This window comes from Rossellomorea vietnamensis (assembly GCF_008180415.1).
Lineage (GTDB): Bacteria > Bacillota > Bacilli > Bacillales > Bacillaceae_B > Rossellomorea > Rossellomorea vietnamensis_C.
Genome location: NZ_VTEI01000001.1, coordinates 443,899 through 470,241, shown reverse-complemented (window position 1 = coordinate 470,241; position 26,343 = coordinate 443,899). Strand labels below are relative to the sequence as shown.

At 38.8% G+C, this 26,343-nt stretch carries 30 protein-coding genes, 1 pseudogene and 1 riboswitch; of the genes and pseudogenes, 25 read left to right on the top strand and 6 right to left on the bottom strand.

Features of this window, described 5'->3' with window-relative positions; all coding sequences use genetic code 11:
* The first annotated feature begins 74 nt into the window (after positions 1–74).
* From FZC78_RS02170 to FZC78_RS02155, 4 genes are all read left to right on the top strand, one after another.
* Positions 75–587 (top strand): GNAT family N-acetyltransferase, encoded by a 513-nt coding sequence (locus tag FZC78_RS02170; RefSeq protein ID WP_148938047.1) that lies wholly within the window; start codon positions 75–77, stop codon positions 585–587.
* Between the two features lie 164 nt (positions 588–751).
* Positions 752–1,354, top strand: a complete 603-nt coding sequence (locus FZC78_RS02165; protein ID WP_148938046.1) for a hydrolase — start codon at positions 752–754, stop codon at positions 1,352–1,354.
* A gap of 526 nt (positions 1,355–1,880) precedes the next feature.
* A complete protein-coding gene (locus FZC78_RS02160) occupies positions 1,881–2,111 on the top strand; it encodes a hypothetical protein (RefSeq protein ID WP_148938045.1) in 231 nt (76 codons plus the stop codon).
* 154 nt (positions 2,112–2,265) lie between these two features.
* Positions 2,266–2,730, top strand: a complete 465-nt coding sequence (locus tag FZC78_RS02155; RefSeq protein WP_148938044.1) for a GNAT family N-acetyltransferase — start codon at positions 2,266–2,268, stop codon at positions 2,728–2,730.
* 407 nt (positions 2,731–3,137) lie between these two features.
* Here FZC78_RS02155 and FZC78_RS02150 read toward each other — a convergent pair whose 3' ends face one another.
* A complete protein-coding gene (locus tag FZC78_RS02150) occupies positions 3,138–3,959 on the bottom strand; it encodes an STAS domain-containing protein (protein ID WP_148938043.1) in 822 nt (273 codons plus the stop codon).
* Positions 3,960–4,414: 455 nt separating this feature from the next.
* Between FZC78_RS02150 and FZC78_RS02145 the strand changes: the two genes are divergently transcribed.
* From FZC78_RS02145 to FZC78_RS24675, 3 genes and pseudogenes are all read left to right on the top strand, one after another.
* A complete protein-coding gene (locus FZC78_RS02145; protein ID WP_148938042.1) occupies positions 4,415–5,077 on the top strand; it encodes a tubby C-terminal domain-like protein in 663 nt (220 codons plus the stop codon).
* 146 nt (positions 5,078–5,223) lie between these two features.
* Entirely contained in the window at positions 5,224–5,484 is a 261-nt protein-coding gene (locus tag FZC78_RS02140) for a hypothetical protein (RefSeq protein ID WP_148938041.1), read from the top strand.
* An 82-nt stretch (positions 5,485–5,566) separates the two neighbouring features.
* Positions 5,567–5,746, top strand: a pseudogene (locus tag FZC78_RS24675) (YbaN family protein); the annotation flags it as partial.
* Positions 5,747–5,830: 84 nt separating this feature from the next.
* Here the strand turns inward: FZC78_RS24675 and FZC78_RS24105 are convergent.
* A complete protein-coding gene (locus FZC78_RS24105) occupies positions 5,831–6,067 on the bottom strand; it encodes a hypothetical protein (protein ID WP_252183471.1) in 237 nt (78 codons plus the stop codon).
* A 38-nt stretch (positions 6,068–6,105) separates the two neighbouring features.
* On the opposite strand from FZC78_RS24105, the gene FZC78_RS02130 reads away from it, so the two are divergent.
* The gene (locus FZC78_RS02130; RefSeq protein ID WP_148938039.1) at positions 6,106–6,288 is read left to right on the top strand and encodes a DUF454 domain-containing protein; all 183 of its coding nucleotides are present in this window, start codon (positions 6,106–6,108) and stop codon (positions 6,286–6,288) included.
* Positions 6,289–6,398: 110 nt separating this feature from the next.
* Here the strand turns inward: FZC78_RS02130 and FZC78_RS02125 are convergent, their stop codons facing one another.
* The gene (locus tag FZC78_RS02125) at positions 6,399–7,583 is read right to left on the bottom strand and encodes an MFS transporter (protein WP_148938038.1); all 1,185 of its coding nucleotides are present in this window, start codon (positions 7,581–7,583) and stop codon (positions 6,399–6,401) included.
* Positions 7,584–7,652: 69 nt separating this feature from the next.
* A riboswitch (purine riboswitch) is annotated at positions 7,653–7,752 on the bottom strand.
* Between the two features lie 163 nt (positions 7,753–7,915).
* Here FZC78_RS02125 and FZC78_RS02120 point away from each other — a divergent pair.
* From FZC78_RS02120 to FZC78_RS02100, 5 genes are all read left to right on the top strand, one after another.
* Positions 7,916–8,482 (top strand): hypothetical protein, encoded by a 567-nt coding sequence (locus FZC78_RS02120; RefSeq protein ID WP_252183470.1) that lies wholly within the window; start codon positions 7,916–7,918, stop codon positions 8,480–8,482.
* A 159-nt stretch (positions 8,483–8,641) separates the two neighbouring features.
* Entirely contained in the window at positions 8,642–8,989 is a 348-nt protein-coding gene (locus tag FZC78_RS02115) for a hypothetical protein (protein ID WP_148938037.1), read from the top strand.
* A gap of 399 nt (positions 8,990–9,388) precedes the next feature.
* Entirely contained in the window at positions 9,389–9,676 is a 288-nt protein-coding gene (locus tag FZC78_RS02110) for a 3-isopropylmalate dehydrogenase (RefSeq protein ID WP_148938036.1), read from the top strand.
* 77 nt (positions 9,677–9,753) lie between these two features.
* Positions 9,754–10,032 carry a hypothetical protein gene (locus FZC78_RS02105; RefSeq protein ID WP_148938035.1) on the top strand — a complete coding sequence of 93 codons (279 nt, stop codon included), beginning with the start codon at positions 9,754–9,756 and terminating at the stop codon, positions 10,030–10,032.
* Positions 10,033–10,166: 134 nt separating this feature from the next.
* Entirely contained in the window at positions 10,167–10,517 is a 351-nt protein-coding gene (locus FZC78_RS02100; protein WP_148938034.1) for a DUF2200 domain-containing protein, read from the top strand.
* Positions 10,518–10,698: 181 nt separating this feature from the next.
* Here FZC78_RS02100 and FZC78_RS24670 read toward each other — a convergent pair whose 3' ends face one another.
* On the bottom strand, positions 10,699–10,890 hold the full coding sequence (locus FZC78_RS24670) for a CPBP family intramembrane glutamic endopeptidase (protein ID WP_353733556.1): 192 nt from the start codon (positions 10,888–10,890) through the stop codon (positions 10,699–10,701).
* A 529-nt stretch (positions 10,891–11,419) separates the two neighbouring features.
* On the opposite strand from FZC78_RS24670, the gene FZC78_RS02090 reads away from it, so the two are divergent.
* Positions 11,420–12,385: a quinone oxidoreductase family protein gene (locus FZC78_RS02090; RefSeq protein WP_148938033.1), complete on the top strand. Its 966-nt coding sequence runs from the start codon at positions 11,420–11,422 to the stop codon at positions 12,383–12,385.
* A 452-nt stretch (positions 12,386–12,837) separates the two neighbouring features.
* On the opposite strand, the gene FZC78_RS02085 is transcribed toward FZC78_RS02090, so the two are convergent.
* Positions 12,838–14,526, bottom strand: a complete 1,689-nt coding sequence (locus tag FZC78_RS02085; protein ID WP_187444765.1) for a DUF2207 domain-containing protein — start codon at positions 14,524–14,526, stop codon at positions 12,838–12,840.
* A 281-nt stretch (positions 14,527–14,807) separates the two neighbouring features.
* Between FZC78_RS02085 and FZC78_RS02080 the strand changes: the two genes are divergently transcribed.
* From FZC78_RS02080 to FZC78_RS02040, 9 genes are all read left to right on the top strand, one after another.
* Positions 14,808–15,323: a GrpB family protein gene (locus tag FZC78_RS02080; RefSeq protein WP_148938031.1), complete on the top strand. Its 516-nt coding sequence runs from the start codon at positions 14,808–14,810 to the stop codon at positions 15,321–15,323.
* 62 nt (positions 15,324–15,385) lie between these two features.
* Entirely contained in the window at positions 15,386–15,562 is a 177-nt protein-coding gene (locus FZC78_RS23430; protein WP_162785109.1) for an SE1832 family protein, read from the top strand.
* 1,090 nt (positions 15,563–16,652) lie between these two features.
* Complete coding sequence (locus FZC78_RS02070) at positions 16,653–16,997, top strand: ArsR/SmtB family transcription factor (protein WP_148938030.1); 345 nt, start codon at positions 16,653–16,655, stop codon at positions 16,995–16,997.
* Between the two features lie 15 nt (positions 16,998–17,012).
* Positions 17,013–18,308, top strand: coding sequence for an arsenic transporter (locus FZC78_RS02065; RefSeq protein ID WP_148938029.1), 1,296 nt, complete (start codon positions 17,013–17,015; stop codon positions 18,306–18,308).
* 58 nt (positions 18,309–18,366) lie between these two features.
* The gene (gene arsC, locus FZC78_RS02060) at positions 18,367–18,786 is read left to right on the top strand and encodes an arsenate reductase (thioredoxin) (RefSeq protein WP_148938028.1); all 420 of its coding nucleotides are present in this window, start codon (positions 18,367–18,369) and stop codon (positions 18,784–18,786) included.
* A gap of 88 nt (positions 18,787–18,874) precedes the next feature.
* Positions 18,875–19,228 (top strand): arsenite efflux transporter metallochaperone ArsD, encoded by a 354-nt coding sequence (arsD, locus tag FZC78_RS02055; RefSeq protein WP_148938027.1) that lies wholly within the window; start codon positions 18,875–18,877, stop codon positions 19,226–19,228.
* Between the two features lie 15 nt (positions 19,229–19,243).
* Positions 19,244–21,016: an arsenical pump-driving ATPase gene (gene arsA / locus FZC78_RS02050; RefSeq protein WP_148938026.1), complete on the top strand. Its 1,773-nt coding sequence runs from the start codon at positions 19,244–19,246 to the stop codon at positions 21,014–21,016.
* Between the two features lie 17 nt (positions 21,017–21,033).
* Positions 21,034–21,981, top strand: a complete 948-nt coding sequence (gene trxB / locus FZC78_RS02045; RefSeq protein ID WP_148938025.1) for a thioredoxin-disulfide reductase — start codon at positions 21,034–21,036, stop codon at positions 21,979–21,981.
* A gap of 161 nt (positions 21,982–22,142) precedes the next feature.
* Positions 22,143–22,565 carry a protein-tyrosine phosphatase family protein gene (locus FZC78_RS02040; protein ID WP_148938024.1) on the top strand — a complete coding sequence of 141 codons (423 nt, stop codon included), beginning with the start codon at positions 22,143–22,145 and terminating at the stop codon, positions 22,563–22,565.
* Between the two features lie 891 nt (positions 22,566–23,456).
* Here the strand turns inward: FZC78_RS02040 and FZC78_RS02035 are convergent.
* The gene (locus FZC78_RS02035) at positions 23,457–23,936 is read right to left on the bottom strand and encodes a GNAT family N-acetyltransferase (protein ID WP_113927589.1); all 480 of its coding nucleotides are present in this window, start codon (positions 23,934–23,936) and stop codon (positions 23,457–23,459) included.
* Positions 23,937–24,347: 411 nt separating this feature from the next.
* On the opposite strand from FZC78_RS02035, the gene FZC78_RS02030 reads away from it, so the two are divergent.
* Entirely contained in the window at positions 24,348–24,539 is a 192-nt protein-coding gene (locus FZC78_RS02030) for a DUF4177 domain-containing protein (RefSeq protein WP_148938023.1), read from the top strand.
* A gap of 648 nt (positions 24,540–25,187) precedes the next feature.
* Positions 25,188–26,060 (top strand): AraC family transcriptional regulator, encoded by an 873-nt coding sequence (locus FZC78_RS02025; RefSeq protein ID WP_148938022.1) that lies wholly within the window; start codon positions 25,188–25,190, stop codon positions 26,058–26,060.
* The last annotated feature ends 283 nt before the right edge of the window (positions 26,061–26,343 follow it).

The following is a 26,343-nucleotide window of genomic DNA, read 5'->3' as shown; positions in this document are numbered from 1 at the left end:
TGAATAAGCAGCAGCCTCCCATGAAAGGGGACTTTACTAAATACTGAAAAGGCTGATTTCAATTGAGTTGAAATATGAATATTAAAAGAGCAAATATAAATGACGCTAGAGGCATAGCTAAAGTTCAAGTAGATAGTTGGAAAACTACTTATAAAGACATTGTGCCTGATGACTATTTAATAAGGATGAGCTACGAAAGTCGAGAATTAAAATGGAAAGATATTATATCAAATGGAGGGATTGTTTTTGTAGCTGAAAATAGTGCAGGTGAAATAGTAGGTTTTTCAAGTTGTGGTCCCCAACGAGATAATAAATACTCACAATACCGTGGTGAGTTATATGCCATATATATATTAAAAGAATACCAAAGAAGTGGTCTAGGAAAATTGCTAGTAATGCCTATAATAGATGAATTTTTAAAACAAGAAATTTTTGCGATCACAGTTATTGTGTTAAAAGATAATAATTCTAGATTATTTTATGAGGCTCTTGGGGCTGAAAAAATTGGCACTATTGATACAGAAATATCAGGAAGGAGGTTAAGCGAATTTGTATACGGATGGGAAGACATTAGAAAAATAATATAAATCTTCTTCCGCTTACAGGGGCGTTAATCGAAAAAGGATTAACGCTCTTTTTGTTGAAGTTATTGGATGAAAGGGGCATTTCCTGGAAGAGTATTGGATAGAAATAAAGGATCTTTTACAATCTTTATTGAACCTAAAAGGAAAGGGAAAAGGGGGAAATTAAATTGGGTTCGAGGATCATGCACCTGCTTATAGCAAATAGAATAGCAGATGAACTGTCAATAAAAGATAAAACATCATTTCTTTTAGGGGGCATCGCAGCGGATGCAGTTTCACCTAAAGACTTATCACATTTTTACAAAGGTGAGGTTAAAGACTATTCCCGATATATTGATTACACGGAATTCATACATAAATATAGCTTTAATAAAGATTCCCACTTTATTCAGGGATACTATACTCACTTAATCGCTGATGACATTTGGTTGAAAGGCTTTTATTTACCTTGGTTAAAGAACCGAATGGAGGCAGATGAGGATATATTCAATAGATACCATAATGATTTTCGGTTACTCAATGGGAAACTATTAGATTACTATGGCTTCACACAAGAATTACGTGAATTGTTAAGTGAAAGCGGGACAATCATTGACACGGAAGAGGTAGAATCTAACGATATAATAGAACTTGTCCCTTATGTCATAGGGGATATGGATTATGGCAGTGACGAACTTGAACAGCCACTAAGAGTGTTCACAATGGAACAAATTATTGGGTATATAGAGACTTCTGTAGATATGGGCTTAATAGGCATTAAATCTTTATAAATCGTTAATGGGTTAGTGGTGAATTGTCCCAACTTAGGTTTATTTCATTAAGGGGTGCCATAGCTAAAGATTAGCCAAAACTGATCCCAGGCTACTGCTTCTTCAATTATTGGAGCATTTAATGAAATTAGTGTAAAAGATTGAAACTCTATCCATTTGGTAATCGTCATATCCCTAAATCAAATTATCATAACGGGATCAAGTATTATCGTTGAGGAGGCAAATGATTGTGGATATAGTGTTTGGGGTTTTAATTGCTGTTTTGTTGTTGTTTTTCTCTTCTTTGGAACTTTGGTATGCCCCGGATAATAGTTCGTTATTTAAGGGTTTTAGAACAAAATAAATGATAATTCTTCCTTTATTTTTATTATCGTTTGCAATTTACTATTTCTTTTTGTCGTGAGTGATTGTATAACTGTATTCCGTATACGGAGGCGTTGGCTGAACAAGCTGTTGCCCTTTGAGTATAGGGAGGTTAGAAGTTTGAAAAGAAAGTAATTTGCAAACCAAAAAGGGTGGATAGAAAATGGACTTATTACCCTGGATAACTATTGTTTTCATAATAGTCGGCTTTGCTGTTCTTGCTTTTATGAAAAAAGGGATGGAAAGTAAAATTGCTTTTATAACAGCAAATACGGAAAACGAGGAAAATCCAACAGAAGCTAAATCCATAATTTGGTGGATAGTGAGTGCCGCAGCTTGGGGAATAGTGAGTATGTTTCTTATTGTTTGGTGTTTTCATAATCACTTTGGATAACTGCTGGTTATAAATGTACTGTAACAAACGAACCGCCCTTTATTTCAGTAAAGGTTAGTGGAAAAGGGAGAAAAGAGGAAACTTAAATTGTTTAACTGATTAATTATTACGGGCCGTCCAGCAGTGGAATCGACAATTTAAAGGAGCGCTTAATATGATCTTTGAAGAAATTGATAGTAAGAAACATCGAGATATAGTAGTCGATTTTCGCAAAGACTCATTTTATGTGAGTTTTGGAGATACTGCAGGTTTCGGTGAGGAAGAGGAGTATATAAACTGGTTAGATGAGAAAATCAGGAGTTTTCCTGGGGGTTTTGTTTTAGCGAAAGAAGATGGTAGCTATATAGGACAACTAGAATTAACCATTCGTGAATATGAAGACAAGACCATTGGGTATGTAAATTTATATTATCTAATACCCGAAATGCGTGGGCAGGGCAAAGGGCAGGAATTACATAACTATGCAAAAAGATTCTTTGAAAAGAATAAAGTCGGAGAATATCATTTAAGAGTTTCCCCGTCAAATAAAACTGCGATTAAGTTCTATTGTGCAATGGGAATGGAAGAAGCCGGTGCAGAAGTTGATGGAAAGGTAATCAGGATGAAGGGTTATTTATAGAACTTCTAATTATGCTAAAGGGGCGTTTGCTGAACAAGCAGCCGCCCGAGAACTTATAATCTATTACATATCAGTAGATGGACCGCGAAGTGCTGGGAAATTAGTATGCTTCGCACGGAACAGGGGGAAAAGCCGGAGATAACTTCGAACGCTTACCTATTGCTAACTTTAATGTAATAAACAGTTATAAAAAAATGGTCAGAGCCACTGACCATTTTTTTATATAGATAAGGTTGTTTTTTAGCTGATTATAATTCGACAATTTCTTTTTGTTAGTTGGAAGTTTGTCCTTCAAAACAGAACAGGTTAAGCATTGATTTCTTCCTTTTGCTAATTTTCCATTCACTTAAAGCTAACTAGATTCCCTAATATAAGAAGTAAGAAGTTAAGGACTCTAAGTCTTTTTTCTATAGATATTCCCTCAAGGTTTCTTGAAGCGTTCCTCTTGTGTCGATATCACTGTCAAAGCGGATTCCTGAATGAACCATTCTCTTAACGAGATCTGGTCGTAAACCGGTAAGGATAGCTCTGCATCCCATCATGGAAACACCAGCTAAAATTTTCTCGAATTCATCGATAACATCAATTTCCATTAAGGCCATCCCTGATAAATCGATAATAAGAGATTGAATTCGTGATGTGGAAATTTCAGTGAAAACTTTGTCCTCAATGATTTGCATACGATATGTATCCATTGAACCGATCAGAGGCAAGACAGAAACATTTTCCCTTACAGGAATGATTGGGACAGATAAATGTTCGACAATCTCCCTTTGTTTGTGCAACATTTCATCTTTATAAGAAGAATAACTTATAAAAAAGCTGTTGAGGAACTGGTCAATTCGATCGTTAACGAACTTCTCCATCACAAAAAAGTCATTTCGGGTATCCGTGATCTTCTTATTGGATTCAAGGTCGTGTATTAACTGCCACAAAGTTCTTCTTATAGCTTGTACCCATTCCAATTTTAAGGATAGTGTTAAAGAATGAGTTGCCCATGCAATACCTTCCTGTTCTGCAAAAGAAGTTAATTCTTCATCCTTTTGTTCAAGGACATAGGATATGAGTTTTCGTGCATTTTTTAATAAATCTATGTTTCCCCGATCTAAGATATCTTTTATCTTAGTCGATACGTTTACAGCTTCGGAAAGCAACTTCTCATCGAATGCTTCTCCGTTATCATAGATATAAGATTTAACTTCTTCACTGATTTTTGACATCAATTCCATTGAACGTTCTCCCCCTATTTTTCACTCGAAGTTGACATGCAAAATGAAACCTTTAAAGCTGAACAAAAGGCTCCTGCACATGTCTATTCTTTATGCCGGGAATATAATTTTTAACTTTAAGCTTAAAACACTCCCAGAACTCCCTATAAAATAATAAACAATGACCTATACCCAACCCAAAGGGCTATAAACCTATTTGTCTATAAAATTTAATCTTTAAACTAAATTTTTTGCAAAGCCTTAAGGGCATATTACAGATGAAAAATAGGCGGTAATTCTGTTTAAACACCGTAAGTTAAAGAAGACCTAGAAAAAGATAGAGTAGAAAGCTTTAACAAGACAAGGAAAATATTTGTTAAACAAAATATACTTTAAAAAAGTAAACGATGTTAAGCTTATTCTAAATATTGATTTAGAATTCTTATAGAATAATCAAAAGTTATTGAGGTGATTAAATGTACGGAGGGGAACACATACCTGATTGGTTCCTGATATTGGTTTTAATTATTGTCATTGTTTTTGCTGCTATCAGTTATTTAATGAGCAGTGGCAGGGTAGAATTGAAACCCGGAGTCTCTAATGATCGGGAGAAAAAAGCATTTTATTATGAAAATCCATTGAAGTTTATGACTAGGCCCATTGAAATTGTAGATGTGAAGATGGGGCATGTAGGACAAATTCGAAGAGAATACAATTCTGTTTCTAAAATGTTCCTATCATTATTGATGCCTAATTACTATGTATCTATTAAAGGAACCGACAGGCTGAACGATACCGTTGTCCGGGTGGAAAAAATTAAGGGTAAAAAAGGCATTGTTAAAAGCAGCTGGGAAGTGGAACTGAACTCTTCCAATTCAAACGAAAGATTCATGATTAAAGGAGAGAGGAAAAGTCCCAGTAATGTAATTGCATCTTTTACTTTTCAGAACGAATTGATCAGAGTGGCTAAGCCATCTGGTGAAGGGGCCTATTATTTTTACAGAAATGATAAAGAAGCGGCGAAAATTTCTTTGATAGGTAAATTGCCGCCAAGAAAAATCTTCATTGATGGAAGACAAGGAGAAATCCCTTTACTGTTGATAGCTGCCATTTTTGAGGCATTGAAATTATATAGATAACTTTTCCATTGCTTAGTCCAAAGCAGCTAATTGTTAATTAACAGTAGTCAAAGTGATTGAATTTCCTTGTTTGCCGTTATTTATTCTGCTGCTGGAGTAGTCATTGCTTTATTTACTGATAAAATAATCCATAGAGGGGGGATTCCGTGAAGGGTGTTAAAAAGCCGATAAAAGAAAACAGAAAAACTGGCTCAATATTGATGGCATTGGTAGTGGTTTTACTTGTAAAGAGTGCAATTGACCTCTTTTTCTTTGACCTGCTGCCAGCTGCTGCAGATAATCTCTTTTGGTTTTTAATTTCTGCAGTTTTGATAGTTACCTTTTTTATCAAGAAAAATTACATATATCTTGCCATAATGCTTGTACTACTAATAGCAGGTTTAGTGAATCTTAGTCTTGAAATATAAAGAGTCCGTATTAGGGTATCAGGTAGAGTCTTTATCCACAAGTGCAGACGTTTAGTCCACTATCACATATAGAGGTAATGCTATGATCACTTTAAAAAAGATAAAAATCATCCTATTTCTGATACTTGGCTGCCTGTCGCTCGCGATCGGTGTCTTGGGAACAGTGCTGCCTGTATTGCCCGGCGGTCCGTTTTATTTGTTTGCCGCTTTCTGCTTTGCCAGAAGCTCCAAGCGGTTTGACAGTTGGTTCAGGAACACTTCTTTATATAAGGCTTTTTCGCATACATTGTTGCTTTCGGAAAAATCCCAAGAGCCGGATTTTTCCCCGAATACTAAGGGTCTTTTCTCAAATATAGGAGAGCAGCTCTTTTCTATTCATATTTACCAGGTTATGTTCTTGAATTTGGGTTGTTTTTTTCTGAATTGGCCTCAAATAGCAACAGAGTTTACGAAAAACTCCCATGGCGGCACCTCCGCCACCATCTATCATAAAAAAGGCTACTATAACCATCCTCATAGTATAAGTAAGATTCAAAGTGGATAAGCTAGTAGTTTTGCCAAGCTTAATTTTGCCTTTTTTCATACAAAGAGCCCTTATATAAAAAATAAGTGGAAGCATTTTTGCAGAAAAAAGGGATGACCCGGAGAGAGAAAATAAGAATAAATGTCATTGCCGATTTCTTGGTGATCCTTTCTATCTTGTATATTGATATCCTGCCAGTCAAAATCCTTTTGCTATCTCTAGCCCTCTATAAACATTATTACTTTATCAGAAAGATCAAGACGATTGCGCCGAGCCATTAAAAAGTACCACCCATTATCAAAGTAATGAGTGGTACCAATCTTTGACTAAAGATAATAGCAGCAATAAAGACATAAGGCTGATTTTATCAACCTCATGCACGGATTCGAACTTAATCAGGTTGAGATGAAATGGAAACAATATTTTCTCTATTAATAGATGTCCTAGTCAGGGAAAATACTGCGCATAGTAACGAAATGATTACTATAGCGGCCCCAAACCAGGCAGTATGGGTAACGGTTCCGGTTTGATTAAGCACTATCCCGCCAAACCCTGAACCTAGGGAAATCCCTACTTGTATAGCTGAATTGTTAAAGCTTTGCTGAATATCCGAAGTGGCTGGGTCTGTATTGATCAAGTAGGCTTGCTGCGGCGGTGCCAGACTCCAGCTTAATGCGGCCCAAATCATCATAACAGGTATAAATACGACCAGTGAAAAAGTAGAAAACGGCAAGATAAATAAGGCGATTGCAAATGCACTGATCACAAAGATAATGCTTTTTGGAGCTCCGATCGAATCGGAAAGAATGCCTCCAAAGGCCCCTCCACTTACAGCAGCAATCCCAAATAATAAATAACAAATACTAATCCAGCCGGAGCTCAAGTTCATTTCCGATTCTAAAAATGGAGTGAAATAGGCATAAAGTGTATAGTGTCCGGCCAGCAAGAATACAGTTGCAAGATGAGCACTTCCTATTTTGGCGCTGGCAACTGCTTTTAATTGCTGTGAAAGAGGGATAGTGCTTTCCCCTGGTACACGCTCCAAAAAGATTGAAATAAGGATGAAGGATCCGATCGACAAAATCGCAATTCCAAGGAATATCACTCTCCAGCCGAACGTATCGGAAATAAGGATTCCAAGCGGAACGCCCATCACAAGGGATGAACTGATTCCCATATAAATAAGCCCCAAAGCCTTTGCCCGATGTGCAGGCGTAACAATTTTAGCAACAATGGTTAAAGACAGGACAACGATGAGTGCTGTACTCATTGCAGTCAATACCCTTGCGATCATCATAAAAGTAAAATTAGGACTAAAGTAAGTCATGATATTCCCGATAAAGAAAACAAACAGAGATATGAGATATAGTTTTTTTCGCTCAATTTTGCTAGTCAAGACAAGCAAGCCTGGTCCCGCTACAGCATAAATCAATGCGAAAACGGTAATCAGCTGTCCTGCACTGCTTAATGAAATGTTAAAATCTTCTGCTATCGTTGGAAGGATGCCGCCTACGATTAATTCAACCAAACCAACCGCAACAGTTGATAAGGCCAGTATAAACACTTTAAAATTCATCTTGATTCAACGTCCTTTCACAATAAACTTCAAATTTCAGAAAATAAAAAACTCCTGATTACAGAAAAAGAATAGAAATTCATTTTCTGTAATCAGGAGTTTAAGGTTCCTGGTAGAGACCCCCAAGCCTTATTCTTGAGGTTATACAGGGTATATATTTTTATAAATACTTTGAAGAGTTTAGCAGATGTTGATAGATTATACAAGGGTTATAGATAGTTTATATCATATTTTCACTAGCCTTGGATATTTGAAGTGCTTTTAAACAAGCGATCCTTCCGTTCTTTTACTGATAAAAGTTAGTTTAATTAATTTCATTTGAAGAGAGGGTGATGAAAATCAATAAGAAGTTAATACTAATCATTTTGACAGGCATAACACTTTTGGCAGCATGTACAAATGATTATACTTTTGAAGACTTCTTCCACAAGAAGATGGAGGAAAATACACAGGAATATGATGAAGAAGTACAATATTCTTATTCTCTAATTCATCAAGAAGAAAATGTAGTTCACTCAAACGATGCACTTGCTGTATTTACAGAAAACAATCTTCAAGGAGAGCAAATATTTATCGCATATTTTGAGCGGGAAGGCGGACATTGGAACTGGAAGCAAACTAGAGGAGCAGAGTGGGATACTCCTGTGAAATGGTCGGCAATGCACGAGGAACCATATATTTATTCTGGTGCGATAAGTGACAATTCTATTAAAGAAGTTCATGCAGGGCAGATGCAGGCGAAAATTATTCATATTAAAGAAGATAAGAGATTTTGGTATGTCATCAGCAGGGAAAAAGATGTAGAAGTGAAAATGGTTATGGCAGATGGAACTGAAAAGATAGTTGAAGAAATAGATGAAGAGATGTTAAAGGAATGGCAGGATAAAAAGACTGAATAGAAGATGAGGAGCTATTCGATTTTTTAAGTCAATCACAGAAAATCCAATAGATCTCCGGCTTGCTCTTCCTTTATTAAACGAACAGTTTCGTTTCCTGCATTAGGGAAATTTCAAATAACATTTGTTTTAATATAAAAGTTCCACTCTGGAGTGATCTTATTGGAAAAAGAGAATAGAGATATAGCTTTGAAGACATTAAACTATTTATGTAAGGGTTCACAGATTGAAGGGGTAATATTTCACGGATTAAGGGTTCTTCTTTCTGAAAATGAAAACAACCGGCCTAGAATAGATGGACAAATATCGATAAATATTGAAAGCGGTATTAAGGTGTTTCAATCAATGCCTGAAACAGATCCAGAGCCCAATGAAATACCTAATCTTGATTGGGTGAAATCTGCAAAGATAATGTGTGAAATGCGGTTGAAGAAGATTGTAGAGGTTAAGTTGGGACAAGAAATCCCTCTTGTACTTAATTTTAGGTTCTGGAGAAGTTTTATTCATTAATGGTCATCATGACCAATTTGAGAGTTGGCAAGTGGAAGTTCAAAGTAACACAATCGAAAGTGAAGTTTTTTTAGTAGCGGCATGTCCTGGAGATGATATAGCTGTATGGGTTCCAGGAGATGTTCTTGAGTAGGAGAATTATGCTTGTAAAAATAGAACAATAGATGATCCAGAACTAGCCAGCGTAATAAGAGACCTCCTGCAAATGGAGATTGGAATTTTATAATTGAATAAATTGAATTTGAAACATTAACTATTTGGAACTCGTCATATTCTTAAGAGACTGCAGGAATTAACTGTCAGTGTTGGGAAGGGTTTCTTCAACTTAGAGGTTTTTAAATAGGATGGTTTTCGAACCAAAATCTAATTGAAGTTGCATCAGGGATAGGGGGCATTAAGATGTCTGGTTTCTTTATAACACTTATGATTTTCTTCATCGTAATGGCAAACATCATCGCGTTTATTTCTTACAAGAAAAAGAAAAGTATATATGCTTCTGCTTTTGTTCTATTAATGCTGGCAGCTGTTTTTGGGGCAATTGGCGGTGTTGTAGCATTACTTATTATTCGTGATCCATTTTCAATATTTTATGGTTTGCAGGTTGGATATTATTTGCTGATCAATAGCGTCATTGTTTTAATTATTGCCGTTATCGTCACTGTTATAAAAAAATACAATAACAAGTAAAGACGGAGTGAAGTCATTAAAGTCCCGAGTATCTATTCATTCCCAAAGTTTAAATCTAAACTGAGGAGGATTTGTTAATGAAAAAGAAGTCTTATTCAGTCTTATCCGCAGTCTTCTTTCTACTGGCTGTTTTCCCTATTATAGCTGGGTTGACTAAGTGGGGAAATGACCTATACGCAGCTGTTTTGAATGTAAGCATCTTTTTGCCTTTGATTTTTGGTTTGGCGGGATTGACTTTTGCTTTCCTTGGTATGAGAGGCAAGGTCAAAATTAGCCTTGTTTTGGTGAACGTTTTAAGTGTAGCGCTTTCGTTATTGTTGGTGTTTGTAGCGATGTATGGCTTTCAACAAGCTTAGTGAAAAATTTGTCTGCTTGATTAGAGCCTTCTTTAAATACCTAGGCCGGGTAAATAGAAATGTCTCAAGGATACGTTTTAGGCTCTGAAAAAGTCATGGTATACTAAAGAAAACCATAGAAGCGAGGGTGTATCATGGCCAAACATCGTATTTATACTACGAGCTTTGCAAGCGTCTATCCCCATTATGTTGCGAAGGCGGAGAAAAAAGGACGTACCAAAGAAGAAGTCGATGAGATCATAAGCTGGTTGACAGGGTATAGCCAGGAAGAGTTAGAAGCACTTCTGGAAAATAAGACAGACTTTGAAACCTTTTTTGCGGAAGCTCCCCAACTGAATTCTTCACGTACTTTAATTAAAGGTGTGATATGTGGTATCCGAGTGGAGGATATCGAAGAACCAACTATGAGAGAAATTCGCTATCTGGATAAGTTGATTGATGAATTAGCTAAGGGAAAAGCGATGGAAAAGATTTTGCGGAAGTAATGCTGGATACAAAGCAGCGTTTATCTGCTGCAGAATGCATGTCAGAACTAAATATATATTTCGGTGACAGACTCAAGGGAAATATTTAAGAAGCCATCCTATTAAGCTATGGCTTCATTAGATATACTTTAAATGTAATTATAGTAGAACAATGAAAACAGACTCCAAAGAATGTGAAACATTATCGGTGGATAGGGAGACCTGTGCAGGGCATATAAAATACCGGCAATAATACCAGATACTGTCCAACATATACATAACCAAAATGAAAACTTCCAAAATAGACACTTACTATTAAGATGCTCCATACAACAGGCAGTTTCGTTTGAAGGTATCCTTGCAGGAGGTTCCTGAAAAATAATTCTTCATAAATTGGTTGTAAAGCCGTAATTCATCCGGGGCAGACCCTATCGCAGATCATTTTATTTATCTTAGGTACAGCTGTTTTAATTAAGTTCATTGTGGTCGTTAGAGAAATATCAGTGTGGTACAAAAAGCCTGAAAGAAAAAAAGGCTTAAAAAACCTAGTGAAACGTGTAAGTAGACCGATGCTTTCTTTAAAACCTCAAAGTTTTTCAAAGAGTCAATAAAAAAATTGCGTGTGGGTTTCATGATAAATAATGCAGCTATGCCTAATGTGGCAATTATCAAAGAAGTAAACTCCCAGCTAATATAGTCCAAGTTATGTAAAGTGAAAACTAAGATCAGATTTATTACTATCTGTATGGATATTGTCAGCAGTCCAAGACGATGTGCCTTGGCAGGTTCAGTATTTTTCAAAGTAGATGGTCCTCCTTTTCAAGGAATATTATTTCTACGAGTTATGTTCAGTCAAATTTTCGGAATTTTCGTGTTAATTTTATTTTTAGGAGAAACCCTAGTTAAGAAAGGCGGTGAAAAGAATGAAAGCTATTTTACAGAGTGAGTTTGGCAGTGCAGATGTTCTTACATACACCGATATTGAGATACCAGCCATTGCTCATAACGAGGTGCTAATTAAAGCATCACATACAAGTGTTAACTATGCAGATATTAAGAAACGTGTGGGAAATAAGGGAAAGGGAAAGTTCCCTTTACTACTTGGATTGGATGTTGCAGGAACGGTTCAAGAGGTTTCTCCTGACTCTGCCTTTTCGGTAGGAGACCGGGTGATTGCTTTTCCTAAGAATGGATCTTATGCCGAATATGTCGCAGCAAGTGAACAGTTAGTTTTTAAAATTCCAGACAGTCTGTCATTTGAACAAGCCTCCGCCATGCCAACCGTATCAATTTTATCGTATATTCTTCTCCATGAGATCGGACAAGTGAAGGAAACGGACACCATAGTTATACATAGCGCGGCTGGCGGTGTCGGATCAATGTTGATTCAATTAGCCTGCATAGCAGGTGTCGGGAAGATAATAGGAACTGTCGGTAATTTGGAAAAAGAATCTTATGTTAAGAGATTAGGGGCGGATATTGTATGCACGTATGAAACTTTTTCTGAAGAAGTATTAAAGGAGACTGATCAGAAAGGTGCAAATGTGATATTCGATTCAGTTGCCGGAGATGTGACCACTAGTAGTTTAGACTGCTTAGCCTTTTACGGCACCCTTGTTCAATTTGGAAACAGCAGTGGAAAAGCGGGCACAATCAAAACAAGTGATGTACATAGCAGCTGCAGGAATATTAAAGGATTTAGTCTGGGAACAACAAGAAAACTTGATCCGGCAAGATTGAAGCCTGTTGCAGAAAAAGTGATAGAACTATTTGCTTCTAATAAAATTTCGCTTCCTATCGCACAAGTATTTAATTTAAGGGATGCCGGGCTGGCGCATAAATTGATTGAGAGTCGTGATTATGAGGGGAAGGTTTTGCTGAAAATATAAATAAAAAGCTATTATAAGAATGTAAGGTTAACACATCTGTGTTACTAGAATTTAATAAGTGGTGATTAATAAAGCTTGATTTCATCTCAAGTTACCATTCAGCAGCTGTTCTCTCAGGGGATTGCTGCTTTTCATGTAAGAGAACACAAATTCAACGGAAAGGGAATAGATGGACAACTATAAATAAATGTAGAAATTAGTTTTTCCTCTGAAAACTCTTTACAGTCAGATGAGATTCCAAAACTTGAGTGGGTTGACTAATTATTTTGCTAACCTCCCGGGTAATCAAATTGTAGCCCGCCTCTGTGGTTTCATTCAACATCCTTATGATCAGCAGCTCTGCAATTCCATAACAAAAAGGTACTTGATATCCTTTCAAGTCCCTTTTCTAAGTTTTTCTGTCGTGTTTTCTTACAATCCATTAATTAGAATGCTGGTAAGCTCAGTTATCGCTAAAAGGCTCCTGAACCTCCGCCCCCGCCGCCAACACCTGATCCTCCACCAGGAACTGAGCCTGTTCCCGTTCCGGCAGATACTGTTTCCTCAGCCTGGTTGAAGCTGTTTGTCAAGGTGCTTGCAATGATCATAAGCATCACTATGTCACTGGAGGTATAGCCGAACCCTGAATCTGCATTTGTGCTGGCAAGATTTTCATTCTTTTTCAGCATGGCTTTATCATTGATCCCAATCGCATAGATGAATGCCCGCATTTGTTCATCGCTCATCCATTCACTCCACTGTTTTTTATCAACGTTAGTATAAGTGGAGCTTAAATGATTCCACTGGTGTTTTATCCGTGCGCCCATTATAGTCCTTGGCTGGTATAGCATGGCAAAAAGTATGAAGAGTATGGACAGGAGTAATGAAAAGAACATCCACATCAATAAGTCGTGCACTCCAAAGAGAATGGTGAATGGGAGAAGAAGAAGGCCGCTGATTGCGACTGTCCAACGCAGCCCGACTTTCTTTTGGACTAGCCTATGCTCCTTTATTTCAGCTTTTACTTCTTCAACCCATTTCGTGAAATCTTCGTGGTAGGACTGCTGATTTTCTTTATTTTCGATGTAGTTATCCAAAGTATCAATCGAGAATTTACCTTCATTTCCTATTTTATAGAAAAGCCATTGAATCAACATCTCTTCGTGACGGTGATCAGAAGAACGATTGCCGAGGATAAACTCATTTTCACTCCTTCTATCAACGATGCCTTTTCTGACTAAATCCAATAGGGCTGCAGAGAGCAGACTTCCACTCGGAATCATGCTTTTCATATGAAGGATAGTGGCTGGTAAACTCATCTCTTCTTTTGGTAAAAGAGATTGTTGTAGAGAGTTACGTTCGACGTCCCATATAACAGCCCGCTTTTTTCTCCAAGCTGTGATCAACAGGGCCGATAAATAAATCGCGAAAGCTCCTACAATGAATGGTGCAATGAGACTTAGAAAATCTTTTCTATTCTCAAAGGCGGCCAATTTTTCTTCCTGGGCTGCTATCTCAGCTGTTAAGTCGCTGCTGATTGCTTTACCTTCATTGATGGAAGCTCCAGGAAACATGGAAGCATCATATGCTGCCCGGATATCTCCGTTTTCGCCGCTTTCGACCTCTCCTAATTCAAAGTGAACAACGCCATCCTTTGTAGTTTGAATGGTGCCAGCTGCTTCACCGTAGCCTAAAGCAAGAACTTCACCTGTTGGTTGAGGAGGATGAACATAAATATCCATGTTCTCATAGGAGGATTCATTACTGCTATCAAAAAATGGCCAGTAAAACTGTCCTAGATCAGTGTATACCTCCACTCCGTTTTTAATGGTATAGGAAAGATCTATAGTAATCGTTTCATCCGAGCCGCCCCGAAAAATCTTATATAGATTTCCCTCTTGTTTCACCTCTAAGGGTTTATTATTTTCAACAGCCTCAACGTTTTCAATACGCGTGTTTTCTTTAGGAATCAGAGTACGAGTAATTCCATTAAAATCCCCGTCAAATTGATAGGTATGCTGCTCAGTAACCTGAACATTGCCATCTTCCTTTAAAAATGCATCAATTTGGGTATGTTCAATTGTAAAATCAACTGCCGATACTTGAGCAGGTATCAAAAATAAACATAATACGAGTGCCAATATGATCGTCCGAATTTTCACGTACTTCATCTCCTCTCAATTGTATATACGGAATAGAAACACAAAGGTTTCAATGCACATAGTTAAGGTAAGTTCCTATTGAGATTGAAATTATGCAAAATAACATATACTTTAACCCACTCTTGGAATTCTAGTCAGTATTCATAAAAGCCCTATTTTGAAAGAAAATTTCCCTTGAGTTTGTTGAAGGGTTTTGAAATAATCAGAATAAGTTTCCAAATTAAAACGTTCGTTTCAGTTACATAGAGTACAAGGACAATTATACGAGTGGTGGAGAAGTAATGGAAAAACCAGTTGTCATTCTGAGTGAGTATAATCCCCAATGGGAAGATCAGTTCGAGTATGAGAAGAAAAAAATCTTAGAAGCTGTTGGAGATAAGGTAGTGGGAATTGAACATATCGGCAGCACTTCGATCAGAGGGCTGAAGGCTAAGCCTATCATCGATATTCTGGCAGGAGTCAGGGATTTAAATGTGGTTTCTTCTCTGATCGCCCCTTTAAGTGAAGTCGATTTTGAGTATGTTCCTAAGCCGGAATTAACCGACAGAAGTTTTTTTAGAAAAGGCTTGTGGGGCAAAGGCACCTGCCACCTGCATATTTGTGAAATGAATAGCAGCGAGTGGGTTGAGAAGTTACTGTTTCGTGATTATTTGAGGAAGTTTCCTGGAGCAGCTGAAGAGTATGCACTGCTAAAGAGCGAGCTTTCTTCTCTATATAAAAACGATCGACCTGCTTACACGAAACAAAAAGAACCTTTTATTAAGGAAATTATTGAAAAAGCTAGTAGAACTTTTTAAAAGAAATCTATTCTTCAATTGTTTATACTAAAGCAACTACTATAAAAAGGGGGTTTAACGACATGACAAAAAGAGAATTAGAATACAAAATCAGCGAGGTAAAGGCTGATTATGTCCGTATCCAGGCAGATATGGAAAAAGTGGATTCTGTCGGAGGAAATACAAAAAAATCGGAAGAGCGGCTAGAGCAGCTGGAAAACGAATTGGCCCAGCTAAATAAACAGCTTTCAGAGCTATAATAGAAATTCTGGGGGCCCCGGGAGTACATAAACTAAATACACGAATTAGTGGAGGACGAAATCGCTTAGGATTTCGTTCTCTTTTTTTATGATCGTAAAGCTGGATTTCATACTGGTATAGGAGGATTGAGGGGGGGGGCTTCTATTAAAGCTTATTTCAAGCAGTATAAAGGAGTATTTAAAGCATCAAAAATTCCGATTCTCAGAATGATGAGGTATAAAGGGGCTTTGAACAGCATCAAATGCTCAGATTCTGAAGATGATGAGGTATAAAAGCGTTTTTAAACAGCATCAAATGCTCAGATTCAAAAGATGATGGAGTAAAAAGGAGTTTTAAACAGCATCAAATGCTCAGATTCTCAAGATGATGGGGTAAAAAGGAGTTTTGAACAGCATCAAATGCTCAGATTCTCAAGTTAATGGGGTAAAAAGGAGTTTTGAACAGCATCAAATAATCTGATTCAAAAGATGATGGGGTAAAAAGGAGTTTTGAACAGCATCAAATGCTCAAAATCAAAAGATGATGAGGTATAAAGGGGCTTTAAATAGCACGAATAATAAAAATCGTTAAGTTATGTACGAGTCCATTATTTCAAAAGAAACTTCGTTAGATTGAAGCGGAAGGTGTTCGATCTCCTGCGGGACTAGCGGTCGTCTAGTTCCAGCGCCTGGCCCCTCGGGGTCAAATAACCTCAAGAGAATAAAAGGAAAGACCGCCTTTTTTTCTCTCCGGAACATTTGCCTGTCGGGGCAGAGCAGGGCGCTTCCACTTTTTATACAGACGAAGCCGAGGAGGCTCAACGCCCGCCCCGCGGAGTCGAACACCTGGAGCGGAAATCATAGCACACAAATGTTATGGTCTTTAAACTCTTCCACTTTTACAAAAAGTGTTGAATCGATATTCTTCTTAACAAAACCTTTACAATTCTATCCTTGAAATTAATATATAAGTGTATTATTATATAAGCAGAACGTTATATATAAAACGAATAAATGACTTTACTGGTTGAGACACTAAAAATACTAACATCACCCAAGCTTATAAGTAAATCATTATTTGATTATCAATGAAATGGAAGGTGGTTATGAAATGCCTGCTGTCATGATTGAATTAGAAAAGGCTGCTGCTGTCTTGAAATTGCTTGGCGATAAAACAAGACTAACGATGGTGAAAATCTTGGACCATCATGATTGCTGTGTGTGTGAGTTTGTGGAAATTTTCAAAACGAGCCAGCCGGCCATCAGCCAGCATGTGCGTAAGCTGAAGGATGCAGGATTGGTGAGTGAATCACGGAGAGGTCAGTGGATTATTTATTCATTGAATAAGAATAGTGAATTCTACCCTTTGGTACAGAGCCTGCTCGATCAGCTCCCGGACCAGGGATTCAGATTGAAAGAATTAGAGAAACAAGGATTGAGAATTTCATGTGAGTAAAAAGGAGGAAGAATCTTGACGCAGATTATTTTAGCATCGGTGATTTTCCTGATCACCCTCATCTTAGTCATCTGGCAGCCCAAAGGGTTATCTATTGGGTGGTCGGCATGCGGCGGAGCTATTCTGGCTCTGATTGTGGGAGTTGTTGATTTCAACGATGTCATTGACGTTACATCCATCGTCTGGAATGCCACTTTGGCTTTCATCGCCATCATCATTATCTCTCTCATTTTGGATGAAATAGGCTTCTTTGAATGGGCTGCCCTGCATATGGCGAGAGCAGCAAAAGGTAATGGAGTCAGGATGTTCGTGTATGTTTCCATTTTGGGAGCATTGGTCGCAGCGTTTTTCGCGAATGACGGAGCTGCCCTGATTTTAACACCCATCGTACTAGCAATGGTAAGAAACCTTAATTTCAACGAAAAAATGGTGTTTCCATTCATCATCGCCAGCGGATTCATCGCGGATACCACATCGCTTCCGCTTGTTGTCAGTAACTTGGTGAACATTGTTTCAGCGGACTTTTTCGATATAGGGTTTGTAGAGTTCGCATCACGGATGATCGTTCCGAATTTGTTTTCATTGCTTGCCAGTATTCTTGTCTTATACTTATTTTTCAGAAAAAGCATTCCATCCAATTACGATTTATCACAATTGAAGAAGCCTCAGGAGGCCATTAAGGATCATAAGATGTTCCACTTATCATGGATTGTTTTGGGGATACTCCTAGTCGGTTACTTTGCGAGCGAGTTCATCGGAGTTCCTGTTTCTTTCATAGCAGGTATAGTCGCGATTTTCTTCCTGCTGATGGCCAGACGAAGTTCAGCCGTTGACACAAGGACGGTTGTGAAAGGAGCACCATGGGCAATTGTTTTCTTCTCTATCGGAATGTATGTAGTTGTTTATGGATTGCGAAACGTCGGCTTGACCAATGTCCTGGCAGACCTCATTCAGGTGACGGCAGACCAGGGATTGTTCGCAGCGACAATCGGTATGGGATTCATCGCGGCCATCCTGTCATCAGTGATGAATAATATGCCAACCGTTATGATTGATGCCCTTGCCATCGCGGAGACGGATACAACCGGAGCCGTCCGGGAAGCCTTGATTTATGCAAATATTATCGGATCAGATCTTGGTCCGAAAATTACACCAATTGGTTCCCTTGCAACCCTGCTTTGGCTTCATGTACTGTCCCTGAAAGGCGTGAAGATTTCCTGGGGAACATACTTTAAAACCGGAATCATCTTAACCATTCCAACCCTTTTCATCACATTAGTCGGCCTTTATATTTGGCTGCTGATTATATAAAAAATTTAAACCTGTAAATTCACAAAAATATTATTACACCAAAAGGAGACTAATTATCATGTCAAAAAAAACGCTCTACTTCTTATGCACAGGTAACTCTTGCCGCAGCCAAATGGCTGAAGGCTGGGCAAAAAAACACTTAGGTGACGACTGGAACGTCTACAGCGCAGGAATTGAAGCACATGGTTTGAACCCGAACGCTGTCAAAGCAATGAACGAAGCAGGAATTGATATCTCCAATCAAACATCGGATATCATTGATCCGGAAATCTTGAACAATGCTGATTTAGTTGTTACCCTTTGTGGAGATGCAGCAGATAAATGCCCGATGACACCTCCTCATGTGAAACGTGAGCACTGGGGCTTTGATGACCCTGCAAAAGCGCAAGGAAGCGAAGAAGAGAAATGGGCTTTCTTCCAGCGCGTCAGAGATGAAATTGGCGAGCGCATCCATACATTTGCGCAAACTGGAAAATAAAATAGACAGCCAAGGGACCTTATCTCTTGGCTTTTCTCAAAAATAACATATAAGCATATGCTTATTTGATTGTAAAGGAGCATGAAAGATGAACAAAATTGACATTTTCGATCCTGCTTTATGTTGTCCAACTGGTGTTTGCGGACCGAGCGTTGATCCTGAATTAACAAGGATGGCTTCAGCAGTATTTCTTTTAGAGAAAAAAGGTTTTGACATTAAACGGTTCAACCTTGCCAGCGATCCTTCTGCTTTCGTGGACCATAAAGAAATTAATAAATTGCTTCATGAAAAAGGTCCAGACTCCCTTCCAGCCGTCCTACTGAACGGTGAGTTAGTAAAGGCCGGTGAGTACCCTTCCAACAGTGAGCTTGCCCAATGGTGTGGAATTAAGCCGGAAGAACTAACAGAGAAAAAACCTAAAATCAAACTTGATTTGAATTAGAAAGGATGAACGCTCTTGTTTCAACCATTCGATACCAGGACAATTGCCAACACAAAATTTTTATTCTTCACAGGTAAAGGCGGAGTGGGAAAAACTTCCACCGCCTGTGCTTCCGCATTAAGATTGGCAGATGAAGGAAAGCCGGTTCTGCTTGTGAGCACCGATCCCGCTTCGAATCTTCAGGATGTGCTGGAAGTGGAGCTGACCAACACCCCGATGCCGGTATCGGGGGTGGCTAACCTGTCTGCTTGTAATCTGGATCCTGAAGAAGCCGCCCGTGCTTACCGTGAGAAGGTCATCGGACCATACCGCGGGAAACTGCCGGAGTCTGTTGTTTCAACGATGGAAGAGCAGATGTCCGGAGCGTGTACAGTTGAAATTGCGGCCTTTGATGAATTCACTAACTTATTAAGTGATACAACCCTTGTCGAGTCTTATGACCATATCATTTTTGATACAGCTCCTACAGGACATACATTGAGGCTGCTGCAGCTTCCGACAGCCTGGAGCGGCTTTCTTGAGGAAAGGACTCATGGAGCTTCATGCTTAGGGCCTTTATCAGGATTGTCAGAAAAGAAACAGGCCTACTCCACAACGATGAAGGCCCTTGCAGATCCAGCGCAAACAACTCTTTACCTTGTGGCAAGGCCTGATGAATCATCCCTGCTGGAAGCAAGCCGTGCGTCACGGGAGTTAAAAGAGATCGGAATCATCAACCAAAAGCTTGTCATGAATGGGCTGCTGCACTCACATATTTCAGAAGATAAAGCTTCCTCTTCATTGCATGCCAGACAGCAAAGAGCTCTAGAGGGGATTCCGGAAGACTTGAAACAGCTCGATACTCACTCCCTGCCATTAGTTTCTTATTCACTGACTGGCCTTAACAGCCTGCGAAACTTATTCAAAGGAATGGTCATCGATGAAGCAGACACGGAAAGTCAACTGGAGAAAATAAGCCTTCCGGGGCTCGGAGCTATCATTGAAGATTTCTCAAACTCCAACACCAGAGTCATTTTTACGATGGGTAAAGGCGGCGTAGGAAAAACTACAATGGCTTCCGCGATAGCCATAGGACTGGTTGAGAAGGGACATAAAGTACAGTTGACGACAACAGATCCTGCGGCACATCTGGAATATATGTTTAAGGGGAGCCAGGCAAAGGACAACCTGACCATCAGCCGAATCGACCCTAAAGCAGAGGTAGAAGCCTATAAGACAGAAGTACTGTCCAATGTAAGCAGTGATTTGGATGAAGAGGCAATGGCGTATATTGAAGAGGATTTAAATTCTCCATGTACAGAAGAAATTGCCGTATTCCGCGCCTTTGCAGAAGTGGTGGCGAAATCGGAAGAAGAGATTGTTGTCATCGATACAGCGCCTTCCGGTCATACTTTGCTTCTCCTGGATGCTGCTCAGTCTTATCATAAAGAATTGGCCCGTTCCACTGGCGAAATTCCCCAAAGTGTAAAAACACTGCTGCCGCGGCTTCGCAACCCGAAAGAAACGGGTGTCGTGATTGTTACGCTGGCAGAAGCAACACCTGTGCTTGAAGCTGGCAGGCTGCAAAGTGACTTAAAGCGTGCAAACATTGTGCCAAGATGGTGGCTGATCAACCAAAGCCTTCACGCAACAGAAACAACAGATCCAGTACTGAAAGGCAGAGCAAAAGCTGAAGCCGGCTGGATCAAGAAAGTATCCTCAGAATACAGTGAACAATGTGCCATTGTCCCGTTTATGGATGAGGACGAATCAGGTCATGAACAGGTATCGAAATATATCAATCGGTAAAATGGGGGAAATGCGATATGGAAAAAGTAGTGATTTTAGGAACTGGACCTGCGGGTTTGACATCAGCGATTTATTTGGCAAGAGCGAATATGGAACCTCTTATTATAGAAGGAGATCAGCCGGGCGGGCAGTTGACATTAACAACAGAAGTAGAGAACTTTCCTGGATTTGTTGATGGTATCATGGGCCCGGAATTAATGGACAATATGAGGAACCAGGCGGAAAGATTTGGTGTCCGGTTTAAAAGAGGCTGGGTAACCGATGTTGATTTATCGCAGCGTCCTTTTACCTTGAAGGTCAGCGGAATGGGTGAGATCCAGACTGAATCACTTATTTTGTCCACTGGGGCTTCAGCCAAAATGCTGGGCATTCCGGGAGAATCTGAAAACATCGGCCGCGGAGTCAGTACTTGTGCAACCTGTGATGGTTTCTTTTACCGTGGAAAGAGAGTCGTCATCATCGGAGGCGGAGATTCGGCCATGGAAGAGGCAAGCTTCTTAACGAAATTTGCATCAGAAGTGATAATCGTGAACCGCCGCGAAGAACTGAGGGCATCCAAAATCATGCAGGACCGTGCCAGAGAAAACGAAAAAATTTCCTGGTCCCTGAATAGGACACCTCTTGAAGTCATCTCAGATGGAATGAAGGTTACAGGCTTGAAAGTCAAAAACAATGAAACAGGAATGGAAGAGCTGATCGACACAGACGGAATCTTTGTCGCAATAGGCCATTCACCTAACACTTCCTTCTTAAAAGGCCAGATTGATACGGATTCAAATGGCTATATCGATGTGGTTCCAGGCACGACTGAAACAAATATTCCCGGCGTCTTTGCATGCGGTGATGTTCAGGACAGCAAATACCGCCAAGCGATCACAGCAGCGGGGACAGGCTGTATGGCCGCACTTGATACGGAAAGATACCTGGAAGGGAACAGAGTTCAAGATTGGAGTAAATCTTTATAAGAGGCTGGTTGCTAAAGCAATATTGCATTTTCAACAAGGAGTATGTACACATATTTAGCCTGAACTATCTTGGTAAATAAGCAAGAAAAGAGCTGTTCATCCTCAAGGGTACAAAACGCAGCTTTCTATATTAAACACTCTTTTAAAAAGGCGGAGGAAATATGACAACTCAACACTATCATGAATTAATCCAAGATCGCATTTATATCGGCGGTGCTGATGGAGCCAAAGAAATCCTGGAAAATGGCAAGGCGGATGTCATCTTTGATTTACGTGCCGAAGCACCAGAAGTTGAATACGATAGAACACACAGCCCTATCGTGGATGATGCTGAACACCAGGATGAATCCATCAGGAAATCTATAGACATGGTGGTTGATGCCTACGAACAGGGGAAAAAGGTTTACTTTCACTGTGCAGGGGGCAGCAACAGAACCGGAACAGTAGCCATTGGGACATTACTTTCATTAGGGAAAGCAAACTCGATTGAAGAGGCAGAGGGCATGGCAAAGGCTGCCCGGCCGAAAATTAACGTAAAACCTGAAATGAAAGAGTCTTTGGGTCGCATTTTCCCGAATAAATAAGGTATCATGGTAATTGGCATGAAAAAATCATGAAATAGTAAGGAGTGCAGATATAGTGAAGATCACAGATGGAGCTCGTGATTTCTTGCAGGAAATGTTAAAAGAACACGAAGCCGAAAACATTCGTTTTTATTTTGCAGGCTTTGGCTGAGGACAGCCACAAGTTGGGCTGGCTCTGGATGAGCCGGAAGAAAATGATGAAGTAGCAACGATTAATACAATCAAGGTAGCGATTGACCCGAGAATAGAATCGGCTGCGCAAAACCTGACCCTCAATCTTAATCAGGAAAACAACGGCCTGGAATTGACAGGGAACGAAAGTGATTGTTGTTAATCTGTAATATAAGTATGAGAAGACCTCAGTGAGGCTTGAAAACAGTTTTACTTTAGAGGAGCGCATTAGATACAAATAAGATAACGCACTGTGAATTCACTTTAAAATACACAGTGCGTTTTCTTATTGTGGATATTTATTATTAACTTTTTCTTACCCTGCAATTGAGCAGACGCTTATGATAAGAAGAGATTTCAATGCAATGTTAGATCAATAAGGGGAAAATTTCCCGTTATGATAAAATATAGATGCCGATTTGAGGTGAATAAGGGGAAATTTTCCCCTTAAGCAAAGAAAAATGACTCTTTTGACCTGATTTTTAGCAAATAGAGGGAATATTTCCCTCTATTAAAGCCATTTTAGGAGCTGTTTTACTAAATAAGGGGAAATTCTCCCCTTATTATTAAGCGTCTAAAAAACCTGTCTTACTTACGGACTTTGATAAACTAGGCTTAGAGATCTAAGAATAATACTGTATTTTACAGCAAAAAACCCAGATTCAAAAGGATCTGGGTTTTTTGATTTTTTAGGATCTTCTTATTACATTAAAGCCTTCGTTAGTTTAATATCTTTATCAATTCAATCTCATCTCTTATTGGGATACCTTCATTGCCAATCAAGGGTATCTCTGGTTTTAACTCTCTTGCTTTATCAACTGCATTATTTATAATGTGAGAAAGAATAAAACCTCTTTTTTGATAAAACTTTAATGCTGATAAATTATCGTTTGTTGTTATAAGTTTAACGAGTCTACATCTTTTTTTAATAGCAAGATTTTCTACTTCTTGAACTAACGATGTGCCTATTCCTTTACCTTCTTCAATACTATCCAATGATATAATTTCCAATTCTTTATCTTTGATTATATAAGTAATTAAGCCAATGATTGCTCCTTTCACATTTACAATTGCAAAACCCTCTAATATACTACAATCATAAACGCCACTTGAAATAACCATTTCTGGACTTCCCCAATGTAATTTGAAAAATTCAATTATTTTGTTTTTCGGTATATCCTCAACTGAGTAGATTTTCATTATATGCCACCCCATTGTAGTAAGATCATATTCCAGCAAGCTGCCCGTATATAGAAATATCCATTATTCACAATTGTATCAAACAATACTAGATGCTCATCTTCGCAAGAACAGGTTGCTAATTGACAAGTCATTTATCACCCTAATTAACATCTCATTTATTATCTGTTCAATATTCGAAGTGCTAATAAACCCCAAATTCGAATACAAACATTGTTATAACAACAAATAAAGCAGGCTAATTCATATGAATTAGCCTGCTACTTATAATGCTATTGGTAATTTTCTCTACCAAAACGGCACCCCTTAGTGACCTTCACAGGGGTTTTTCTTTAGTTAATAGTTCCTGATTGAAACCATTTCGAGGCCAGCCTCGTATATAACATATAAAAGAAGATGGAGGGGCTGCCAATGTATGAATACAAGTATGTTGAAACGACCCTTGGAGGATTTTTCACTTCTCCTCAGCACAGAGAGGTAATCGATGAGCACGCTGCACAGGGCTGGAGATTGGTTCAGGTACTGCCTCTCAAATATAACGGACATGGAAAACCAACAGATTATGAAATTATATTTGAACGGAAAATTTCGGTTGGCGATTGAGCTTACTGTTTGTTTTTAATGGGGATATAGCCAAGTTATGAGTGCATACTGCCATTTGATTATAGTTCCGTGGAGAGGTATGAATGCTAAAAAGTAAACGTTACTGGATGCTTCTGCTGCCGTTTTTAGTTGTGGGAGTACTGCTTATTTTCTTATTACGTCAAGAATTCAAACCATATGGGCCATTTCTTTGGATACCTTTTTGGATTCTTTATTTTGTTTTTGAAATACGGAGAATTAAGGAGTGACACAGAGATGTAATTGTCCCAGGGGAAGGAAAGGTTATAACAGAGGCAGCAACATGAATGGGTAGATAAACATAAGGTACGCCATTAAAGTGATAGGCTATTTTTTACATAAAAATAGATTACATTGCTGTGATATGAGGCTTGAAAGGTCAATATCACAATCTCGTGGATGTGGATAAGAATTGTGAATGGAGCAAAATAATAAGAATTCAGCAGAAAATTTTAGAGAAGTATCTTTAAAGGGTAGAGCGCTCCTTCAGCATCCGAGTAGTTGATAGGTTTGCAGGCTGGTTCCATTGCATTTATTCTTTCATTTACCGCTTCCCTGCAATTCTGTGCATGGAAAGTCGGTTGGGAAATTGAAGTTCCTGTTATTGTTTTGGTAAGGGAGGTCAACAAAATGGATTTGCTTAAGAACATGAATGACTCACTGCAGTATATTGAAGAGAATCTTACTAGTGATATTGATTTTAAAGAAGTGGCGAGGCTTTCTCTATGTTCAGAATATCATTTTAAAAGAATGTTTTCTTTTCTGGCAGGTATTACACTATCGGAATATATCCGCAGAAGGAGACTGACTCTTGCTGCTTTTGAACTAAGTGACAGCAGAATGAAAATCATTGATATTGCGATGAAATATGGATATCAATTGCCGGATTCTTTTACAAGAGCCTATCAAGGTTTGCATGGCGTCACTCCATCAGAAGCCAGAAATAACAGCCGAGCATTAAAAGCATTTCCACGAATGACCTTTCAATTATCAATCATGGGAGGAAATGAAATGAACTACCGAATTGAACATAAGGCAGCATTTAAAATCGCAGGGATCAAGAAGAGGGTGCCTATTATATTTAGTGGTGAAAACCCACATATCACCGCGATGTGGAATAAATTGGATAATGAGGAAATCCAAGAACTTACCGAACTCTCTAACTTAGAACCAGGAGGAATCATACAGGCTTCTGCGAACTTTTCGGAGGCTCGAATGGAGGAAAAAGGGGAGTTGGACCATTATATAGGGGCGGCGACGACAGATAGTACTCCAAAAGGCTATTCCGTTCTCGAAGTACCCGAGTACACATGGGCAGTATTTGAGTCTGCTGGTCCTTTTCCTGACACACTGCAGGAAACATGGGGACGTATATATTCCGAGTGGTTTCCTGCCTCAAGCTATCAACAAGTAGAAGGGCCAGAAATCTTATCCATCAAAAGTAAGGATTTAAGATCATCTGTAGTCAAAAGTGAAATTTGGATTCCTGTTTTGAAAAAATGATTGAATGAAGAGCAATCTAAAAGATGATGGAGTGTAATCACGTGATTACACTCCATTTTTCATTTAATGACCTTTAACTATTAGGAGATTCTGAAGATATAAAATAAATGGGTAATTATGTTAAAATAAAGATGTAACTTACCAGCATTGAAATCAGGAAGAAAAAAGCACTCTTAAGAATCATCCATTCCTTAAAAATAGTTTCACAGTCAAATTTGGATTCATTTTATTAGGATACACCCATTGGAAAGTGGATTATTAATCAATCATTTTATAAAGAAGC

Bases quoted from the DNA above. Each gene is read 5' to 3' on its own strand.
- FZC78_RS02170 (WP_148938047.1), top strand. From the start codon at position 75: ATGAATATTAAAAGAGCAAATATAAATGACGCTAGAGGCATAGCTAAA.
- FZC78_RS02160 (WP_148938045.1), top strand. From the start codon at position 1,881: ATGGACTTATTACCCTGGATAACTATTGTTTTCATAATAGTCGGCTTT.
- FZC78_RS02155 (WP_148938044.1), top strand. From the start codon at position 2,266: ATGATCTTTGAAGAAATTGATAGTAAGAAACATCGAGATATAGTAGTC.
- FZC78_RS02150 (WP_148938043.1), bottom strand. From the start codon at position 3,959: ATGGAATTGATGTCAAAAATCAGTGAAGAAGTTAAATCTTATATCTAT.
- FZC78_RS02145 (WP_148938042.1), top strand. From the start codon at position 4,415: ATGTACGGAGGGGAACACATACCTGATTGGTTCCTGATATTGGTTTTA.
- FZC78_RS24105 (WP_252183471.1), bottom strand. From the start codon at position 6,067: ATGAAAAAAGGCAAAATTAAGCTTGGCAAAACTACTAGCTTATCCACT.
- FZC78_RS02125 (WP_148938038.1), bottom strand. From the start codon at position 7,583: ATGAATTTTAAAGTGTTTATACTGGCCTTATCAACTGTTGCGGTTGGT.
- FZC78_RS02120 (WP_252183470.1), top strand. From the start codon at position 7,916: ATGAAAATCAATAAGAAGTTAATACTAATCATTTTGACAGGCATAACA.
- FZC78_RS02110 (WP_148938036.1), top strand. From the start codon at position 9,389: ATGTCTGGTTTCTTTATAACACTTATGATTTTCTTCATCGTAATGGCA.
- FZC78_RS02105 (WP_148938035.1), top strand. From the start codon at position 9,754: ATGAAAAAGAAGTCTTATTCAGTCTTATCCGCAGTCTTCTTTCTACTG.
- FZC78_RS02100 (WP_148938034.1), top strand. From the start codon at position 10,167: ATGGCCAAACATCGTATTTATACTACGAGCTTTGCAAGCGTCTATCCC.
- FZC78_RS02090 (WP_148938033.1), top strand. From the start codon at position 11,420: ATGAAAGCTATTTTACAGAGTGAGTTTGGCAGTGCAGATGTTCTTACA.
- FZC78_RS02080 (WP_148938031.1), top strand. From the start codon at position 14,808: ATGGAAAAACCAGTTGTCATTCTGAGTGAGTATAATCCCCAATGGGAA.
- FZC78_RS23430 (WP_162785109.1), top strand. From the start codon at position 15,386: ATGACAAAAAGAGAATTAGAATACAAAATCAGCGAGGTAAAGGCTGAT.
- FZC78_RS02070 (WP_148938030.1), top strand. From the start codon at position 16,653: ATGCCTGCTGTCATGATTGAATTAGAAAAGGCTGCTGCTGTCTTGAAA.
- arsC (WP_148938028.1), top strand. From the start codon at position 18,367: ATGTCAAAAAAAACGCTCTACTTCTTATGCACAGGTAACTCTTGCCGC.
- arsD (WP_148938027.1), top strand. From the start codon at position 18,875: ATGAACAAAATTGACATTTTCGATCCTGCTTTATGTTGTCCAACTGGT.
- trxB (WP_148938025.1), top strand. From the start codon at position 21,034: ATGGAAAAAGTAGTGATTTTAGGAACTGGACCTGCGGGTTTGACATCA.
- FZC78_RS02040 (WP_148938024.1), top strand. From the start codon at position 22,143: ATGACAACTCAACACTATCATGAATTAATCCAAGATCGCATTTATATC.
- FZC78_RS02035 (WP_113927589.1), bottom strand. From the start codon at position 23,936: ATGAAAATCTACTCAGTTGAGGATATACCGAAAAACAAAATAATTGAA.
- FZC78_RS02030 (WP_148938023.1), top strand. From the start codon at position 24,348: ATGTATGAATACAAGTATGTTGAAACGACCCTTGGAGGATTTTTCACT.
- FZC78_RS02025 (WP_148938022.1), top strand. From the start codon at position 25,188: ATGGATTTGCTTAAGAACATGAATGACTCACTGCAGTATATTGAAGAG.